Origin of the sequence: Mycobacterium sp., assembly GCF_044223235.1 — a bacterium.
Lineage (GTDB): Bacteria > Actinomycetota > Actinomycetes > Mycobacteriales > Mycobacteriaceae > Mycobacterium.
On record NZ_JBGAME010000004.1, the window covers coordinates 50,574 to 69,771 of the forward strand.

Sequence of the window (19,198 nt, forward strand, 5' to 3'; positions counted from 1 at the left end):
CGCAAACACCCTTATGCCGGGAAGTCCCTCGCGATGAGAGGAGGTGCGCCGTGGGTGATCGTATCGAGGCGTCCGCACTGGCTCTCGGGCAGGGCGACGCAGTGCAGCACAGGCTCGAGCGGTGCGTTGCCGCGCTCAAGCGCATGCTCGAGGCGGGTTGGTTCGTCTGCGACGAGCACACCATGGGCATGGAGGTGGAACTCGATCTCGTTGACCCGTTGGGCAGACCGCGGCTGGTCAACGATGCTGTGCTGGCACGGCTGGAGCGGGCGGACATGCAGCAGGAGCTCGGCCAGTTCAATGTCGAGCTGAACGTCGCCCCACGCCGGCTGAGCGGCTCTGCTCTGCGGGACACCGAAAGCGATCTCATCGACGTGCTCGACACGGGTAGGGCCCGGATCGAAAGTCTGGGCGCCCGGATCGTCGCCGTCGGCATGCTGCCGACCCTAGGCGCCGAGCACCTGACCGTCGAGCGGATCTCCACCAACCCGCGCTACGCGCTCATGAACGGCCGCATGCGCGCCGCTCGGCACAGGCCTTTTCTGGTGCGCATTGTCGACTCGTTCGAGCCGTTGCAGTTCACGACGGACTCGGTCGCCCCCGAGGCCGCCGCCACCAGCCTGCAGCTACACATGCAAGTACCGCCGGACCGGTTCGCCGACTACTACAACGCGGCGCAGATGATCGCGGGTGCGCAAGTCGCGGTGGCCGCCAATGCGCCGTTCCTGCTTGCTCGCCGGGCTTGGGAAGAAACCCGAATCACGTTGCTGGAACAGCTGCTCGACACGCGTCGCCCCAAAGAAGTCAGAGCTAGCGCACCGGCGCGTGTGCGGCTCGGGGACCGCTGGATCGACAGCCCGCTGGAACTCTTCGACGACCTGGTTCGGCTGTACCCGCCACTGCTTCCGACGCTGGAAGAGGAGGATCCCGATGCCGCCCTGGCGGCGGGGCGCGCTCCAACGCTGCGCGAGCTCAGGCTGCACAACGGCACGGTGTGGCGGTGGAATCGACCGGTATACGACGTCCAGGCGGGCCGCCCGCACCTGCGCATCGAGAACCGCGTGCTGCCGAGCGGACCGACAGCGATCGACATGGTCGCCAACGCCGCGTTCTACTACGGACTGGTTCGCGCCATCGTCGACAGCGACCGTGCCCCATGGCGGGATGTGCCGTTTGCGGTCGCCGAGCGGGATCTGCATTGCGGGGCGCGCGACGGGCTGGCGGCACGGCTGCACTGGCAGGGCGGGGACCACTCGGTCGAGCAGCTCACCCTTGACACGCTGCTGCCGGCCGCCGCGACCGGTCTCGACGCCTGGGGCGTGGATGGGACGGACCGTGACCGGTACCTCAGTGTCATCGAACATCGAGTGCAAAGCGGCCGCACCGGCGCGTCGTGGCAAACCCGAACGGTATTTCGCCTCGAAGAGAGTGGACTCGGACGCATTGCGGCGCTGCGCGAGATGACTCGGCGCTACGTCGAGTGCGCACGCACCGACACCCCGGTCCATGAGTGGCCTCTACCATGAGACACCCCGGTTCCGGGTTGATCGAGGGCATGCACCGGCGTCGCCGAGGAGACAAACATGATCGCTCGGATGTGGCGGGGCTGGGTTCGGACCGATCAGGCGACCGCCTACGTCGCGTACATCACCGCTACCGGCTTGCGTGAGTATGCGGCGACGCCGGGCAACCGTGGCTGTCAGATGTGGACGAAAGACCTGGGCGATGGCCGAACCGAAGTTGTCACGGTCAGTTGGTGGGAGTCGCTGACCGCCATCACCGGGTTTGCGGGACGCGACATCGACGCGGCGGTGTTCTACCCGGAGGATGACGAGTACCTCATCGACCGCGAGACCACGGTTTCCCACTTCGAGGTTGCCGCGTACCAGGCGGGTTGATGCCCGCCGGAGCGTGGACCTCCGCCACGCGTCGACCGAGCCGGTTTGTACGCTTTGGGACATGCCGTTGAACAACGGTGCCGTCTTCGCAGGCTATGTCATTGAGCGCCTGCTCGGTACTGGTGGTATGGGTGAGGTTTACCTCGTCCAGCATCCTCGTCTGCCTCGTCACGATGCGCTGAAGATCTTGTCCTTGGGCCCAACAGCGGACGAGGAGTTCCGGGCCAGGTTCAGTCGCGAAGCCGAATTGGCAGCGACGCTGTGGCACCCACATATCGTCCGCGTACTCGATCGTGGCGAGTTCAACGGCCAGCTCTGGATCTCGATGGACTACGTGGACGGAACCGACGCAGGTCGACTGGTTCGGGAGCACTACCCGGGCGGCATGCCAGAACACGACGTCTCCGAAATCGTGACAGCGGTGGCTGATGCGCTCGACTTCGGCCATGATCGCCGTCTGCTCCATCGCGACGTCAAGCCTGAGAACATCCTCGTGACCATGTCGGATGACCACCGGCGCAGGGTGCTGCTGACCGACTTCGGCATCGCTCGCAGAATCGACGACGTCAGCAACCTCACCGACGCCAATGTCGCCATCGGAACGGTGAATTACGTGGCCCCCGAGCAACTCCTGGGCAAGCCGCTCGACGGCAGAGCCGATCAATATGCGCTGGCTGCCACGACCTTTCACCTCCTGTCCGGCGCCCCACCGTTCCAAGACTCGAATCCCGGTGTCGTCATCAGCCACCACCTGGCCACGCCACCACCGCGGCTCTCGGAGCGCCGACCCGAACTCGCGCATCTCGACGCCGTCCTGTCCAGGGCGCTGGCCAAGGAACCCAACGATCGATATCCGACCTGCCTCGACTTTGCCCGCTCCCTCGCACAGCATGATGCACACCGCGACGCCGGTGCACCGCAGGCGAATTCCGGTGCGCATGCATCCCGGTCGGACGGGTCGGAACGGTCGGAGCCGACCCAGGACTTTCGCTCAGGCGAACGCCCCGCCACGCAGCGTCTGCAGCGTGTCGTCGTCCACGGATCGGCACGTGGCGTGCGGCAAAGCGCGGTCGGTGCTCAAAATCAGGTCGGGATCCTGTCGTTCCAAGTGGTCCCGTTTGACCCAACGGGCAACTTCCGTTCTCCCGTCCCCGTCGAGATACAAACCGATCTCGTGGCAGGCCAGCTCGCCGAAGGCGACGAGGTCGAGGTCAGTGGCGTCTGGGACGGCGGCATCCTCGACGCCGACAAAGTCGTCAACCTTTCAGCCAGGGCCTATCCGAAACGACACCGATCGCCGGCCGAGGGCAAACCGCCGCGAGACAGGGCACCGCAACGCCGAAGGATCCCGATCCTTGCGCTTGTCGCCATCGTCGGTGTTATCGCGTTGACCGCGGCTGCGGTTGGGTACTTCACCGATGGATTCGGCATGTGGACTCGCCCCGGACCGATCGTCAAGCCAGCGAGCGCAGTGGTGTTTTCACCCGACGGCGCCCCCGACAATCCGCAGAAGGCCGACTTGGCGATCGACGGCAACCCGGCCACGGCGTGGCCCACGGTTACCTACCGGGACGCCGTCCCGTTCCCGAAGTTCATCGAAGGCATGGGTCTGTTGCTGCATCTGTCCGAGCCGACCGCGCTGAGCGCGGTCACAATCGACGTGCCCAGCACGGGAACCCAGGTGCAGATCCGTTCGTCGCCAACGGAAACCCCGGCCAGGTTGGCCGACACCGTCGAGCTGACCCCAATCACGACACTGCAGCCGGGGCGCAACCGCATCGCCGTGAACGACCGGACCAAGACCTCCAATGTGCTGGTGTGGATCTCCACGTTGGGGACGACCGACGGTCAGAACCGGACGGAAATCTCCGAAATCACGCTGCAGGCGGCCGCGTAGCCGGCGCGGTTCCTTACCAAACGGACAGCAAACCCTTCCTTTCAGGAGGGAGATCTGGCTGCGCGAGTATTTCTCGCATGGGTATGAACCGTGTCGGCAGCCGACCACGACAGCGCGCGGCGCACGCATCGCGCTCGTCGGAATCGGCGTCCGCGGCACGCTCACGCTGAGCCGACTCGCAGAGCAGGCCGACAGCTCCTGGAGCGACTCGACGGCATAGCGGTATTCGGAGACACCGCCGACGTGCCGCCAAGCGATATCGCGGTCGTCGCTCCCGGCGTGTGGTCGCCGCGTCTGCCCGCGATCGCGCCCGCCGTCGTCGACGCCTACCCGCTGGGCGGTCTGCAGGCCCGTGTCGGCGTTTGGCGCAACGTGGCGGTTCTCGGCAGCGGGCTGAGCTCCATCGATGTGGCGTGTGCACTCGACGACGGCGAGAAGCGTGTTCACTTGCTGTCCCGGAACGGCACCCTGCCGCGCGTTCAGGTCTCGGCCGCGAACGGCGAGGCGCCACAACACCTCACGGAGGATGCCGTCATCCGACTCGCGGTGTGGACCGAGCCCACCGCCGAGTCGATGCTGGCTCCGATCGACCGTGAACTCGCGCGGTTCGGTTTCACCCGATCGGATGTGCTCTGCGACGCCGCACACGCCGAGCACTGGTCGGACCCGCTGGCCGACCATGCCGATCTGGCCTGCCACCACTCGCTGAGCGGAGCCAACCATGCGCTCAACACCGCGTTCACCCTGCTGTCGGACCACGAACGGACCGCGCTTCGCGCCGCCCTCGGCCCGAAGTGGTTCCGCTACCGGGTCCGGGTCCCGCTGAGCCGCTGGCGTCAGCGGCGCGCCATGCAAGCCGACGGACGACTTGTCGTACACGGCGGTGTGGACGCCCACGACGGAGACCTCGGCGACATCGTCGCCGACCTGGGAGCTGACCGTCTGATCCCCGCCATCGGCTAGTCGTCAGACCTCGAGGACACCGGAGCTGCGCACATCGTCGAGACCCACCTGCGGGGCGGCGGCGACCGAGAATGGTTTCGCCAGTGGCCAATTCGTGTTCCCGGTCGAATTCGGTGTCCTTTCCGGATGGGTCGGTGTCGAAGAGGCGCGATCGATGCCCGGTGTGGATGTCGTGACCACCCTCCTGAACGCGGGAGAGCGACTGCTGCCTGCGGTCGACTACAGCTACGGGAGGTCGGTGGGCGCGATGGCCGACGCCGCCGACCCGCACGAGGCGTGCAACCGGGCACGCGTTGCCGCACTCACGCCGATGCCCATTCTGGCGCCTGCGCAATGGTTTCTCTGGCTCCTCGGTGGCCCGGCTTGCGTCCGCTGGTCGGCTCCATGCTGTTCAACGTGGCGTCCGGTTGCTTCACCATCACGCTCGGGCAGGCGCTCTTTGAGAGATCGGGATCGGTGTCGGCTTTCACCGGCGTTGTGGTGATCGAGTATCTGGTGCCGATCCTTCTGGGGGCGGTCGCGGGAAGCCTGGCGGACCGAGTCAACCCTGCGGTGGTATGTACCGTCGCGTCGATCGACCCAGCCCGGGCGTTGATGGGGTACCTGGTGGCGCCGGCGGGCCTTGTCGTCGTGGGAATAGCAATCGGTCTGATCGTCAACCTCATCCGTCCGTTCTATCGAGCCGGGATCTTCGCGGTTGGGCCGCGATCACTGCCTCCGGCCGACCTGCCGCGGTACAACATGCGGTGGACCGTCTCCGTTCAGGCGGGTCAGATCCTCGGAGGTGCGATTGCCGGGGCTTTCCTATGGGCCGCGGGTTCGAAGTGGGCGTTCTTCGCCGCCGCACGTTCGAAGGTGTCGTCGACGACGCGCGACGGGGACCGCACCACGAGAGACGGGTGGATTTCGGTACGTCGGGACGCTCTCGAGAGTCGCTGGTCGGTCCTGTCGTTGCTCCTTCTCGGCGTCGACTTCCTGACGATCGCCGCATTCAACGTGGCGCTGACACCGCTCGTCCACCAGCTCTACGGAAGTGAAAGCTGGCTGGGCATTTTGGACGTGTGCTTCGCGGTCGGCGCGATCGCGGCGCCCGCGTTGTGGGCGCGGTACTCGTCACGCGTGTCGAGCAGAGGGGCCGTCACATCCGGTTTCGCGATCCAGATCGTGGGGTTCGCGACGATTGGGTTCGGGCTGGAATGGGCTGGCGCGCCGGGACAATCAGCTGTGCCGCTCGGCGCCGCCGTGCTCGGACTCGGCGTGGCAGTGTCGTCGAGCCAGCAGGTCAGCATCCTGCAGTCCGGGGCGAGGGCGTCCACCTTGGGCAGAATCGGTGCCTTGCGGCAGGCGGTGATCGGTCTCACGACCGCGACGACCCTGCCGATCGTAGGGTACCTGGTCGACAAGGATCTCGTAGCGGCCTGTGGCGGCGTCGTCGTCGTGCTCGCGCTGGCGGCGGTAGTGAACATCGTTGTGGCCCAACGGGAAACCGCCGGTCGCGAGACGGCCGCCGCGGCCTGACGGGGTCGGAGCGGGGTGAGCTGGGGCGGCCGCCCGATCGGTGACCGCCCCAGTGTCCGTTGGGGTTACGCGAGGCCGGTGGTCAGCCTTTCGTCACTGTCGGCGGCGTCCAGCTGCCATCGGTGATCGCCGGCTCGGGCCAGTACGTTCGTAGTATCATCTGGAAGTCACCGGCGGGGGTCGGGAGCCAGTTGGCCTCCTTCTCGGGTCCCGGCGAGGTGTGCTGCAGGTACAGCGTGATCCCGCCGTCGGGGTTGCGCACCAGGTTCGGCAGCATCGGCGAGTTGATCAGGTATCGGTTGATCGGGTTCTCCACCAGCAGGATCTCCGGCAACTTGTACATGGTCACCGACCAGAACGCCTTCACCGGCGGCAGCTGCCCGGCCGGGAAGGTCAGCGTGTAGTTGTTCGTGCCGCTGAGCTTGGCACCCGACGAATCGTTCGTGAACGGGATGTACATGGCCTCCGCACCCGGCAGGCCCAGGATGCCCATGACGGCACCGGCCATGCGGTAGAGGTAGTTGCCCTTGAGCTGCTCGGCCGACCCGAACAGCTGACCGGACGTCACCTTCCCGGTCTGCAACTGCTCCGTCTGGAACGTGTGCAGCTCCGCCCACGCGTCGGCCATGCCGTCCTCAACGGCCGTGCGCTGCTCATCGCTCAGCGTCGCGGGATCGAAGTCAGAGTCCGGCGCGATCCCAATCTTGGCGAACCGCTCGCGCAGCTGTTTCTCCTCGGGCTTGACCGGCGCGTACTTCAACGTGAAGTTGAGAACCTTGAAGAAGTCCAGCGAGGTCCTCTCCTCGTCCGGCGTCAGCGGCATGATGAAGACGACCGCGGGCGCGGTGACCGGGGCCGGCTTCCTCTCGAACGTCGACAGCGGCTCGGCCTTGTACTGGCCCTGGATCTTCTTGACGTTGTCGAGGTCGGCAGGGTCGAACAATTGCGTGCGGTACAAGACCATGCCGAATTCGGTGTCGGACCGGATCACCTTGTCGATACCCGGGGGCTTCTCGCCCTGCCAGCCCGGGCCGGCGAGCAAGTAGGTGCCACCGCCGTTGCCGGTGGCGCGACTGCCGATCAGGTCGTAGACGTAGGTGTAGTTGTCGATGAACTGCAACGAGAAGTACCGATTCGCCTCGATCGGCGGCACCGTGAGCACCAGCGGCTCGGTCCGCAGATCGACCGCGAGGAACGCGTAAGGCGTATCCGAGTTGGGTGTCTGCACCGTGGTGTCCTCCGGGGTGAAGACCCGGGCGATGCTGTGGATCTGGTTCCAGTCACCGAGATACTGGCCGCTGTTCTTGTTCACCGCGTACGCGTACTCGATGCGGTACATGTCCACCATCGGGAAGCCATACACGTAGGCCTCCTTGGCGATCTCGCGCACCTGCTCCGGCGTCAGCGGCGAACTCGAACCAGTCGGCGGTTCACCGGATTTGCCGCAGCCCGTCGTGGCGGCCATCAGCAGCACAGCAAGTCCCGAAAACCAGAGCTTCATTCGTTTCCCTTCATGTGGGCTGTCGCGGGGCGTATCGCCGCGAACACGGCTTACCAACTGTGTACATGTCCGGCGCGGCACTCGGTCGCCGCACGCCGCGGTGTGTCAGCCGCCGCTCCTCAGCGGGTCCGCCGGGCGGAGGCCGGTGTCACGCACACAACCGTCGCCACAGCCCATCGCGCGCCGGCACACTATCGCGGCCTGAGTCGTTGATGATCGTCGAAAATGGTCAGTGCGTCAAAGTCGGCGAGTTTGCCGAGTTGTTCCTTGACCGCGTTTCGCGCCGAGGCGTCGGGTTCGTTCGTGGTGTGTTCAACGACTCGAACTGCTCGGCCGGGGGCGCTCCTGTGTCAGATGTAGGCCGTCGCATCCGCACCGCGGGAGGTGTGTCTTCCTACGATCGGCGCAGACCGTATCGGGCCGACTGGATGAAGAGTGCGCGGGTGGAACTGCGGCTGGCCGTTGGGATGGTCGCGGACCCGTTCGCGTAGTGCTCGATCCAACAGCCGTTGCCCGCACCAACCGTCCTCGCGGTGGAGGACGGCTTAGGCTTAGGCCATCGGCGGCGGGCTGGCGGCCGGGCCCAACAGATCGGCGCTGGTGTTCGACGAGGTGCGCCGCCACCGCCCGTACAGCGGCAATTCGCGCATCGACTCGCCGGCCGGCACCGACCATCGTCGGGCAACGAACCGAATCACGGTCCGCACGTAACGGGTCGTCTCGGAGTACCACCGCCATTCGTAGAGGCGACCGGTCAGCAACCATTGCGCGAGCGCCTCGGACTCGACGCCCTGCAGATACGGCCGGACCCACGTCACCATTACCCATGCCCGCTCTGCCGCTTCGCCAGGAAGCCGGAAGGTCCACTCGATCGGACTGTCACCGGCGGCCATGGTGTGCCGCAAAGCGGGCCGTTCCAGCTCGGCACCCTGTCCCGTTTCCGGCACACCGAACAGTTGCACCGTCACGTTGTGAAAGACCCCAGAACCGCCCACCTCGAACCGCACGTGGTAGACACCACCGCCGTGGGGGTCGATCCGATCGTGGGGGTCGATGGAGTCGTCGCGGTGCGTGGAAAACGCCACCAACCCTCCGACGGCAACATAGCGGGAGAACACCAACTGGCTTCCCACGATGACGAACCGGCGCACAGCCAGCAGCACCGTCAACGTCGCGACGGTCAGCGCGACGACACCCCACATCAGGTCCACCCGCACAGGGTGTCAAAGCTTGAACAAGAACAGGTGACAACTCTCCGACACAGGAAAAGGCCCCCACTCCTGGGGGCCTTTTCCTGCTACGGGTGGAGCTGCCGGGAATTGAACCCGGGTCCTACGGCATGTCCTCGAGGCTTCTCCGTGCGCAGTTCGCTATGCCTCTACTCGGATCTCCTGATCACGCGAACAAGTCAGGATGGCGATCCCAGTCGCTGTTTGGTTTTCCGGCGAGTCCCGCGACCGAACTCACCGGTGGATCCCTCTAGCTGATGCCAGGGTCCGGGCCGAGGGCTCTCCCGGTCTGACAGACCAGCCGTCGCTTAGGCAGCGAGGGCGTAGTCGCGCTGATTGGAATCGGCGCTTAATTGGTTGCAACGACGCTTACGGTGGTCATTTGCCTGCACCGGCACGCTTCCCTTGATTCGATGCGCGAAGTCGAAACCGTTCAGCCCCCTGTCTTGTTGCGCAATTCCGCCGATCACCGGCAGGACCCTTCATGGTACGCGAACACGCAACAGGCCGACGAGGTGAATTTCGGTCCGCTCGACCGTCCCGACCATTCGTTCGTTCCGGCTGTCGGAGTTCCTCGACAAACTCACTTCAACACGGGCCAGAGTTGCACGGAGCGAGTAGCGTTCCTCGAAGGGCAAGCGCGGGTCCACGCCGATGCTGCTCACCGCGACGGTCGGTGATCGAGTCGCGGAGATGTGTTGGCGGCTTGCGCGGGGACGCGTGCCCAACCACTGGACGAAGCTACGCAGCAAATGGCTTGGAGGGACGGTGGAGATCGTTCTCGGCGTGTCCATGACACCCACCACGGTCCGCATGACGCTGGTTGAGGGCACGAAGGCCGATGGCGTCCTCATCGAGCAGGATGTCTTCGACGTGACAGCCCTTGACGGGGCGGCAACCTCGAGCGCATCCGATCAGGTCATCGGTGCGATCCTGGGTACCCAGGAGGGCGCGCTCGTGGCGGGCCACCGCCTGATGTCGATCGGGGTGACGTGGAGTAACCATGCCGAAGCGGCCGCGCTGCGGGCGGAGTTGGAGAACCGCGGCATCGACGATGTGCTGTTGGTTTCGGAATTACACGCCGCGGCGGCCCTCGCCCAGGCGATCGGCCGGGCTATGAGCTTCGGCAAGATCGCGCTGATGCTGGTCGAGCGTGACACCGCGACACTGGCGATCGTCGAGACCGCCGACGGCTCGGTCGTGAAGATCGTCAGCCACGACCTGCGCAGCCCGGACGCGATCGCTGTGCTCGCCGAGGCGGTCATCAGCCTGGAGGCCGAACAATCGCTGGCCCAGGGCATGTTCATCGTCGGTTCCGGTGCAGAGGTCACCGCCGTCAAGGCACACCTGCAGGATCTGGTGTCCATCCCGGTCATCGCCCCGGAAGAGCCCCAGCTGGCGTTGGCCCGCGGTGCCGCGCTGGCCTCGGCGAATGCACCGCGCTTCGACACGTCCACCATCGGCCTGGCCTACTCGCAATATTCGGGCGAAACGGTGGCCCACTCGATGGCCGTAACCGGTGGGGCCACCGACATTCTTGACCGCGGCGACACCGCCACCACCGGGGACATCGGTTCACGCAGCGACGACACACAGCAGGACCGCAAGCCGTTCCTGCTGGTGGGCAGCACGTTGGCCGCCGTCTTCGCGGCGGGACTCATCACCTTGACCGTCACGTTGGCGGTCAACATGGAATCAACCGTCGATCAGATCCCCCGTCAAGTCACGACGCCGACGAACGCACTGGCGCCATCGGCGCTGCCGAGTGCGCACCCCGTCGCGCCGCCGCCGGTCGCCCAACCCGCCCCGGCGGCGCCGCCGTCCGCCGCCGCTGTCACCGCACAGCGAATGATTCCGCCCGCTCCGCCGCCTTCGCAGGTAGTGATTGTGCGCGAAGCTGCGCCCGCCCCCGCGGCGCCGCCGCCACCAGCTCCCCCGCCGCCCGCCGCGCCTCCTCCCCCGCTGATACAACCGGTTCCGGTCCCCCCGTGGCTGGCGCCGTGGCTCCCACCCGTGCAGGGACCGCGGTGGAACCCGTTCCCGAAGATTCCGCCGGGCCACGGCGGTCGTGGTGGTCCCCGGGGCCACGGCGGCGATTAGGTTGAAATGCTGGGCGCATCAGTCGAATTCGTCCACAACGATGCGTCAGCTGAGTCACCGATGTGCCCGGCTGTGTCTCGCTGAATCGTCGGCGCCGGCTCAGGCGGCGGCCGGGCATTGACCGAGCAGGGATGTGGTCAGCATGATGCGGCCCAGCGCCACCCAGGCGGCCCCGTAATAACTCGGTAGCCGCTGCTCCAGTTGCGCCGCCGCGTCGAGGCGCTCGACGGCGCCATCGGTATCGCCGCCGCCCTTTTCGGTGGCCGCGGCGGCGACCAGGGCGACAGGATGCTGCCAATCGCTGGCCGCCGATCCATCCAGATTGCGCAACGCCGGAACGTCCCCCGACGCGGTGAGGACGGGGCGCATGACACCCGCGAGAGCCCGGTCCTGTTTATCGCAGGACTCCGCGAACCGGATGGGAAGCCGTGCAGCGTCGAGACCGAAGCGTACGGGCACTCCGCCCGTGACGGGTTCAGAGGGCACCGCGTGGCCGACTTCGCTGACGGTGGCCCAGTCGGGCGGCAGCATCCCGCTGCCCATGAGCTGCCAGCCCAGTACCCGCTGGGTGCGGGTGATGTCCGCCCACCGTCGGTCTCCCGACGATTCGAAGAGCTCCCATTCGGCGCGCGGACTGAAGTAACCCGGGTTGACAACGTATGGCGGCGTCGCGGCCCAGTTGCCACCGACGAGCAGGCGCCCCGATCCGGCCACCCACAAGCCCGGCGGATTCACATCGCCAGGAGGGGCCACCCCGGTACCGACTGCGACGGTCTCGTTCTCGAGGATCGCCACAGCCAACCGTCTGCCATCCCTGGTGAACTCCGGCGCATTGAACCGTCGGCCGGCCAACACCAACGACCGCGCGGCATCGAGATCGGCGTCGGCGGCGCTGTTGTCGTCGGTGACCTTGTTGTCGGCCCATCGCCAGGCCAGCACGCCGTCGGCCCGGAGCAGATGGGTCTGGGTCCATCGCCATATCGACCGGAACCGAGCCTCGTCACCGACCGCAACGGCGATGAGCATCCCGTACGCCTGCCCTTCGCTTATGACGTCACCGCCCTCGTCACGTCGCACGACCCGCCCGTCGGCTTCGACGTACTCATCGAGGAACCCCTGCCCCGTGATCCGCGCCGTGTCCTCCCGCAAGCGGGCGCTGTCCGCGGCAGCCCGCCGCGGATCGACGGAACTCGCGATCCACCAGCCCGCACCGACCATCAACACGAGCACGAGGGCAACTGCCGGCGCGGCAGTGTGTTTCCTCTTCAACCGCGCTCCCTCGTACGCGCCCGGACGAGCACGATCGCTGCACCCACGATGGTGGCGACGCACAATGCAAGACTGATGCGCCGTCCGCCCGAGAGGTCCGCAGCAGGCGGCTTCGCCTTGTGTGCGTCCACCTCGCCACCGCGTACCGGCATCGTCAACGTCGGAGGATTCAGCGCGGCGGGGGCATCGGGAACATCGCGCAGCGTCCGCAACACGGGTCCGTCGGGGCCGTCGGTGAGCAGGAGGCTCGTCGGCTCGCCACCGGAAAATTCGACAGGTTGGCGCCATTCCCGGCCGTTTGCCGACATCACCGCTTCGTACCGCCCCGCGGGCACCGGGGCATACCCGGTGATCAGCCCGTATCCGGCCTGGTTCGACAGCACCATCGGCTCGACCATGCCGGGTCCGACGAGCGCGAGGTAGATGGATCCCACCGCACTGGCTGCGTCCAACACCCGTACCGTGGGGTCGGGCCCGCCGGGCGGCGCGTCCGGCGCGAGTTGCGCCGCGACCTCGCCGGACTGCGCCGCTGAGAACAGTGCGAGGGTGTAGTTCACCCCTGGCTGGAGCGTGAGCACCTGCCGGATAATCGGGGTGCCGCCGATGGTGTTTGTCGTCACCACGTAGGTCCCGGCGGGCACCGACCGGTAGTTCGACGAAGTCGCGTCATCGCTCATGTCAAGCGAACCGACCGCGGCGCCGTCGATGCGGATCAGGGTGAGTTCTTCGGCCGGTTGGCCGCGGCGCAGGTCCGCCACTCGCAGCGCCGCCGGTTCGCCCTGCAGCGGCCCCCGACCTGTGCCGAGACCGATATCCCTGGTACGCAACGGAAATCGAACCTTCAGACCGTTGGCGGTCAGATCTACCGACGAGACAGCGAACGGACCCACCTGACGTTCGAAGAATGCCGCGAGGCCTTGTAGCAGGTGGCGCGGCCCTCCCAGAGTGAGGACGCGTCGGGGCATTCCGACGTTGTCCTCTCCTTCGATCGTCGAAATGTCTTCGACCCGAACGGGTTGCGTCGCGGCGATGACCGCCAGCGACGCCACAGCACGTTGATCCACGGTCGGCGACTGCAGAATCGCGAGCACTTCCGGATCGGTGGAACCGACAAGCCGGGCCGCCAGTTGCCCTCCGTATGCGGGCGCCGCCGGCGACGGAGGCTTCGAGGTCGGTGCGCCGTTGTCGACACGGAGCACGTCGACTCGCGCAGGGCCCGAGCCGAATGTCGCCGCCGGTTGCGAGTGCCCGACCACGTCAGCGAATACCCCAGTCCGGGGCATGCTGTCACGTATCGATGCCGTCAACACGACCCACTCGTAATCGGTCCAGCCGTTGGGCGCCCAGCCCTGCACCTGCTCGTCGGTGTCCACCTTGTAGGCCCACACGACATTGCGCCGGTCGCGGCCGTCCCGGATCAGGTCCACCCACAGCGCATCGTCGACGATCAGACGATCGGTCTTTGGTACGTTCTGCTGGATCCACGCAAGTGCTTGCCGCATCGACGCGTCATCGTCGGCCTGGATCACGCGGTGATAGGTGGGCACCCAGAGCGACACGGCGATGGACACGATCAGCGCCCCCGCAGCCAGCACCGGAAGACGCAAGCTCCGCAAACCTGTCCATCGCCGCTGTTCAGTGCCGAACAGATGGCGCAGCACCACCTCGCCGACGCCCGCGGACAGAAGCGCCATCAGCGGAAGCGCCGACAGGATGAACGGCGCCGGGAGGTATCCGGGACGGAACACCGTCACGATGAGTATCACCAAACCGACCGCGAACGGCCTGAGCCGCTTGACCAACAGTGCGGCCAGGGCGATCGGGGCGGCCAGGAACGGCAGGGCCGGATCGAGTCGTATCCATGCGTCAACGGTGCGGCGGTTGAGCGAATCGGGATCGTCGAGCGCGCCGCCGGGCATGCGCTCCCACAACTGAAAGCCGATGCCGTCCCACAGACTGACGTGGCCTGGCCCGGGGAACAGTTCGCCACGCAGCACGGCCATCAAGACATAGGTGCCCACCACAACGCCGAACACCGCGACGAAGACGGCGAGTGCATAGCGCCGGGTCGCCGGTGCGGTCCTCGTCCAGACCAGCCATGCGAACATCGGCAGCAGCAGCAGCATGGTCTCTTTGGTCAACACGCCTATGCCGAAACATGCGGCAGCGCCGAACATTGCCGACAGCCGACACCGGGGAGAGCACAGAAGCACAAGCGCGCCCAGCATCCAGGCGACCGCGAGATTATCCAGATACACTGTGCGGCTCAACGAGATTGACAGCGGAGACAGCGCGAAGATGGCGACTGCGGCCGCGCTTGCCCACCGCGACATCTGAATTCGGCGCGCAAGGCCCCAAAGCAGTGCGGCGGTGATGACGGCGACGATGACCATCAGGTATCTACCCGCCGCGATCGCGTTGCCGCCGAAATCAGGTCCTGAGATCGCGATCCACAGTGCCAGCTGCAGCCATCCGGCCGGCGGATGGTCGTACCAGTAGGTGTAGTGGGCGAGTTCGCCGAACTGGGTGACGGCGTAGGCCTGGGCCACGTAGGTGCCCTCGTCGTCAAGCCGAGCCGGCGACCCCATGAGGTTGATCAACCGCATTGTCGCCGTGAGGATCAACAGCAAACCGAGTATCGGGATCGACGGATTCAGACGGGACAACCGACCGTTGCCGGCTGGTCGCGCGCGATAAGGCACCTCATTGCTGCGCCCGCCCGCCCGCGGCAGTTCAAGCAATGAAGCAGCGTTGCGCCGTCCGGGCCGCAGCGGCACGAGGAAAGGCTCGACAAGCCCGACACCCGGATCGAGGCGCACAGTGGCGTCAACCGGACGTGCACGATCGACCACCGCAGGGCCGCGCCCCCACGCCCGAAGCGCGTCGCCCAGTGAAACATCGATCTGCCGTCCCGGCCGCCGCGTCACGACCCAAGGCCGAACGCCCCCGCGAGCCGGATCCAGCGGCGCGGTGTTGACTGCACTGCGGTCCAGCGGCGCGGTGTTGACTGCACTGCGGTCCAGCGGCGCGGTGCGGACAAACTCCGGGTCGAGGCGCGTAGTCATGCCGGGATCGGCCGCTTGGGTTTGGTGGTGCGGTGAACGTTGGCATGGGTGGTCTTCTCCCAGCCGCCGTCACCGCGGCTCTCACGCCACACCGACCGCACCGCGGCGGCCGCAAGCAACACCTGGTACGGAAAGAGGCCGAGCACCAGTCGCGCCTGGTCACGGAAACGGATGCGGATGCCGAATTCCCGTCCGAACTCACCAAGGGCGGCAGACTCGACCGCCATCGTGACAAGCGTCGGCGCCAGCGGCAGGAACGTCAGCAACGCCGTCGACACCGGAACCTTCAACAGCAGCATCGACGCCAGCGACAGCGGCAGTAACACGCCCGTTGCGGCCTGCAGGAAGGGCATGGCCAAGGTGTAGCGAGCCAACCAGCGTTGTCTGCGGCTGGCCAGCTTTCGCCATTCACCCTTGCGGAGCACCTGCAGAAAACCCTGATCCCAGCGGGTGCGCTGCTTCACGAGGGCACGGATCGATCCGGGCGTTTCCTCGCGGGTCACCACCTGCGGGTCGTAGGCGACGGCCACGACCGCTCCCCGGCTGGACAAGCGGACACCCAACTCGCAGTCCTCAGCCAGACAGTTGGGATCCCATCCGTTCACCGCCCGCAGCAGCTCGGTCCGGGTGAACACCGTGTTGCCACCGAGTGGTATGAACCGTTTCTCCGCGTGGAAATGGAGGCGGGAACGGAACCAGAAGTAATATTCGAGGCAGTTGCGCAGCGACCACCAACTTGTGTGGACGTTCATCAACTGCACGCCCGCTTGAACGACATCGGCGCCAGATTCTTCGAAGCGCGCTTCGACCAGACGCAGCAGCCCGGGATGCACCTCGTCCTCGGCGTCGAACACTCCGACGATGTCGCCGCGACATCTGGGCAGCGCGGTGTTGAGCGCCTTCGGCTTGTTCTTCGGCATGTTGTGGTCCATGACCACTGTGACGATCCGGCGGTGCCGCGCGGCCGCCTGACGCGCGACGAATTCGGTCTCCGGGTCGTCATGACCGATGATCACGATCACCTCGTAATCGGGGTGGTCCAGCCGAGCCAGCGCGTCGATCGTGTCGGCGAGCACATCCTGTTCGTGGCGAGCCGGCAAAAGCAGTGAGAACGACCGACATGTACGCGCTGCCCGACGCCGAAAACCCGTCGCTGCCAACGTGTCCGGACTGCGCCACGCGTGCAGCATCCACCACAGGGTGGTGCCGGAGACCGTGAACAGGCCCAGCGACAGGACCACCAGCCCGATGTTGAGCAGGAGCCGCCACCCCGACGGCGGCCGATTCTCGGCGTGCTCCTGCGGCTTTGGCTGTCCTTGCTGTCCCTGCTGTCCTTGCTGTCCCTGCTGACCGGTATCGCCCGAAATCGCTTGCACGCCTTGGGCCGGTGGCAGCGCGCCACCGGATGAACCGTCGGGAGGCGCACCCCGGCGATTGGGTGGAACCGCTCCGGATTCGCGCTCGGCAGAGGACCCCTGGCTCGTTGACGGGACCGACGTCGTCTGCGTGTGCGTGTCGCCCCCGAAGAGCCGTCCACTGAAGACCACTAAAGCGACGAAGAGCAGAACGGCGCCGAACGCCACCGCAGTACGTTTGACCCGGCGCTGCGAAGGATTAGCGCGGCTGCCCATCGCTGTTTCGCGCCGCGAGGTATCCTGCGGCCGCGACTGCCGCAGCACCCCGACCGACGCCCCAGCGAGATGCAGCCGCGAAGTCCTGTCAGCGTCTCGTCGCGCAGTGATACGAACCGGTCCTGCGCGGCCAACCACTCGGCCACTCGACCCGCCGGCCCGCAGCGCGTCGCGAAGTGAAACATCGGTCCACGGTCCCGGCCGCCGCACGTGAGCCAACGGCCGACCGGCCATCGCTCCCAGACCCAGCCTCGCCGTCTCACCAACATCCAGTTGCAGGCGGGAGGTGCGGTCGACGTCCGGATCTAGTCGCGCAGTGCCGTCGACACCGAGATCCAGCCGCACCGTATTGTCAACCGGCCCTGCGCGGCCTACCACGACACCGTCGCGGCCGCGCGCGGCCCCGGCATCCCGCAGCGGCGAATCGATGTGGCGTGACGGCCGCCTGACACTTCCGCTGGCCACATCGAATTGCCCAGCGTTCTCGACTGGTCCTGCGCGGCGAACCAGCTCACCGCCGCGCCCGCCCGCGCCGGCGGCGCTTGGTCGCACGTCGCCATCCTATTTGCAACCGCTACGCAAGTCCCCAGGTTTGACGGGTACCCGGGGCCGCTCAGATCACGTAGGTGAGGTGTTCGACGGCGCGGGCGGCCAACGCCGTGGTCCCCCTCGAACTGCGCATCCTCGACATGACGAGCCGGGATCGCCCACCCGCCGGCGAGTTGCGTGAAAAGCAATCCGTCGAGCCGAATGGCGACGGTACCGCTGCGGGCCCCACGTCGCGGGCGGATCAGCCCGCGGCGATCATCGCGACCGCCGCCAGGGCCATCGCCATGCCGACGGCCTGCCACCGCGTGACCCGTTCGCGCAGCACGACGATCGCCAACAGCACCGTCGCAGCCGGATAAAGCGACATCAGCACACCCGCCAGCGACAACATCGAGGCCTGCAGGGCCAGCAGTGTCGCGACGTTTGCGCAGGCATCGAGCACCGCGGCCAGCACCGCCAGCTTCAGCGGCGTCCCTCTCGGAATTCGCAGGTTGCCGCTCAGCGCGGCGATGAGGATCACCAACAGCCCCGCACAGATCCGGGAGATCACCAGCGGCCACAGTTTGGCGTCGTGCGGCAGCTGGTGGATCAGCACGAAGTTCAGCCCGAACGCCACCCCGGAACCAACGGTCAACAGCGCCACCTTCGCGGTGAACCGGTGCGGCCGCACATCCTCGTCGGTCGCCTCCCGGGACACCAGTGCGACCGCGATCAGCGCCAGGACTACGCCGATCCCCGCAACGAGGCCCGGCCGCTCCCCCAAGGCCAGCCCCGCGGCGACCGGGATGCCCGCGACAAGAACAGCGGTCAGCGGGGAGACCACCGAGATGGGGCCGGAGCCCAGCGCCGCGTAGAACCACCAGATGCCGAACGCCTGCGCGACACCGCACAGCGCGCCGAGGATCACCGCACGATCGCTGATATGCCCGCCCACCACCGTCGCGGCCACCGCAAGAAGCACCAGCGCGATCGGGTAGGACACCAGCACCACCCGCAGCGCCGCGACGCGGCGCGATGCGATACCTCCGACGAAATCGCTGATGCCGTAGCCCACCGCGGCGGCCAGCGCCAGGGCTATCCCGATCAGCTCATGCCCTTGGCGCGGCGGCCCAGCTCGCGCGTGACCTCACGCTGGGCGTCGCGGCGCGCCATATCCTGCCGCTTGTCGTGGGCCTGCTTGCCGCGAGCCAGAGCCAACTCCACCTTCACCTTGCCTTCGGTGAAGTACATCGACAGCGGAACCAGCGTCAGGTTGCCGTCCCGGATCTTGCCGACCAGCGAGTCGATCTGCCGCCGGTGCAGCAGCAGTTTGCGGTTGCGCCGCGGCGCGTGGTTGGTCCACGAACCGTGGTCGTACTCCGGTATGTGCACGTTGCGCAGCCACACCTCGCCGTCGTCGACCGTCGCGAACGCGTCGGCCAGCGACGCGCGCCCCTCGCGGAGGCTCTTCACCTCGGTGCCCATCAACGCGATCCCGGCCTCGTAGGTGTCGATGATCGCGTAGTTGTGCCGCGCTTTACGGTTGGTCGCGATGACCTGGGTCTTGCCGGATCCACCCGGGCTGGGTTTCTTGGCCAT

13 protein-coding genes and 1 other RNA gene are annotated in these 19,198 nt (G+C 66.8%); 6 read left to right on the top strand and 8 right to left on the bottom strand.

The genetic code is table 11. The features are described from left to right. Window positions 1–50: 50 nt before the first annotated feature. The 5 genes from ADBZ6K_RS07935 (at window position 51) to ADBZ6K_RS07955 (ending at window position 6,276) form a co-directional block, all read left to right on the top strand. Window positions 51–1,526 (top strand): glutamate-cysteine ligase family protein, encoded by a 1,476-nt coding sequence (locus tag ADBZ6K_RS07935; protein ID WP_526345334.1) that lies wholly within the window; start codon window positions 51–53, stop codon window positions 1,524–1,526. Window positions 1,527–1,583: 57 nt separating this feature from the next. Next, window positions 1,584–1,898, top strand: coding sequence for an antibiotic biosynthesis monooxygenase family protein (locus ADBZ6K_RS07940; RefSeq protein ID WP_526345335.1), 315 nt, complete (start codon window positions 1,584–1,586; stop codon window positions 1,896–1,898). Between the two features lie 61 nt (window positions 1,899–1,959). Next, window positions 1,960–3,795 carry a serine/threonine-protein kinase gene (locus ADBZ6K_RS07945; protein WP_526345336.1) on the top strand — a complete coding sequence of 612 codons (1,836 nt, stop codon included), beginning with the start codon at window positions 1,960–1,962 and terminating at the stop codon, window positions 3,793–3,795. A gap of 243 nt (window positions 3,796–4,038) precedes the next feature. Beyond that, a complete protein-coding gene (locus tag ADBZ6K_RS07950; RefSeq protein WP_526345337.1) occupies window positions 4,039–4,758 on the top strand; it encodes an FAD/NAD(P)-binding protein in 720 nt (239 codons plus the stop codon). A 363-nt stretch (window positions 4,759–5,121) separates the two neighbouring features. Then, window positions 5,122–6,276: an MFS transporter gene (locus ADBZ6K_RS07955; protein ID WP_526345338.1), complete on the top strand. Its 1,155-nt coding sequence runs from the start codon at window positions 5,122–5,124 to the stop codon at window positions 6,274–6,276. 82 nt (window positions 6,277–6,358) lie between these two features. On the opposite strand, the gene ADBZ6K_RS07960 is transcribed toward ADBZ6K_RS07955, so the two are convergent. The 3 genes from ADBZ6K_RS07960 to ssrA form a co-directional block, all read right to left on the bottom strand. Continuing rightward, window positions 6,359–7,777: a DUF1254 domain-containing protein gene (locus ADBZ6K_RS07960; protein WP_526345339.1), complete on the bottom strand. Its 1,419-nt coding sequence runs from the start codon at window positions 7,775–7,777 to the stop codon at window positions 6,359–6,361. A 551-nt stretch (window positions 7,778–8,328) separates the two neighbouring features. Next, a complete protein-coding gene (locus tag ADBZ6K_RS07965) occupies window positions 8,329–8,988 on the bottom strand; it encodes a hypothetical protein (RefSeq protein WP_526345340.1) in 660 nt (219 codons plus the stop codon). Between the two features lie 90 nt (window positions 8,989–9,078). Continuing rightward, window positions 9,079–9,447, bottom strand: a transfer-messenger RNA (tmRNA) gene (gene ssrA / locus ADBZ6K_RS07970). Window positions 9,448–9,774: 327 nt separating this feature from the next. Here ssrA and ADBZ6K_RS07975 point away from each other — a divergent pair. Beyond that, on the top strand, window positions 9,775–11,106 hold the full coding sequence (locus ADBZ6K_RS07975; RefSeq protein WP_526345341.1) for a DUF7159 family protein: 1,332 nt from the start codon (window positions 9,775–9,777) through the stop codon (window positions 11,104–11,106). Window positions 11,107–11,205: 99 nt separating this feature from the next. Here the strand turns inward: ADBZ6K_RS07975 and ADBZ6K_RS07980 are convergent, their stop codons facing one another. The 5 genes from ADBZ6K_RS07980 to smpB form a co-directional block, all read right to left on the bottom strand. Next, entirely contained in the window at window positions 11,206–12,375 is a 1,170-nt protein-coding gene (locus ADBZ6K_RS07980) for a glycosyl hydrolase family 8 (RefSeq protein ID WP_526345342.1), read from the bottom strand. Further along, window positions 12,372–15,440, bottom strand: a complete 3,069-nt coding sequence (locus ADBZ6K_RS07985; protein ID WP_526345343.1) for an ArnT family glycosyltransferase — start codon at window positions 15,438–15,440, stop codon at window positions 12,372–12,374. The genes ADBZ6K_RS07980 and ADBZ6K_RS07985 overlap by 4 nt, the downstream gene beginning before the upstream one ends. Further along, entirely contained in the window at window positions 15,437–16,816 is a 1,380-nt protein-coding gene (locus tag ADBZ6K_RS07990) for a glycosyltransferase (RefSeq protein WP_526345344.1), read from the bottom strand. Before ADBZ6K_RS07990 ends, ADBZ6K_RS07985 begins: the two co-directional genes overlap by 4 nt. 1,045 nt (window positions 16,817–17,861) lie before the next feature. Beyond that, complete coding sequence (locus tag ADBZ6K_RS07995) at window positions 17,862–18,707, bottom strand: EamA family transporter (RefSeq protein WP_526345833.1); 846 nt, start codon at window positions 18,705–18,707, stop codon at window positions 17,862–17,864. Further along, window positions 18,704–19,198, bottom strand: a complete 495-nt coding sequence (gene smpB / locus ADBZ6K_RS08000; RefSeq protein ID WP_526345345.1) for an SsrA-binding protein SmpB — start codon at window positions 19,196–19,198, stop codon at window positions 18,704–18,706. The genes ADBZ6K_RS07995 and smpB overlap by 4 nt, the downstream gene beginning before the upstream one ends.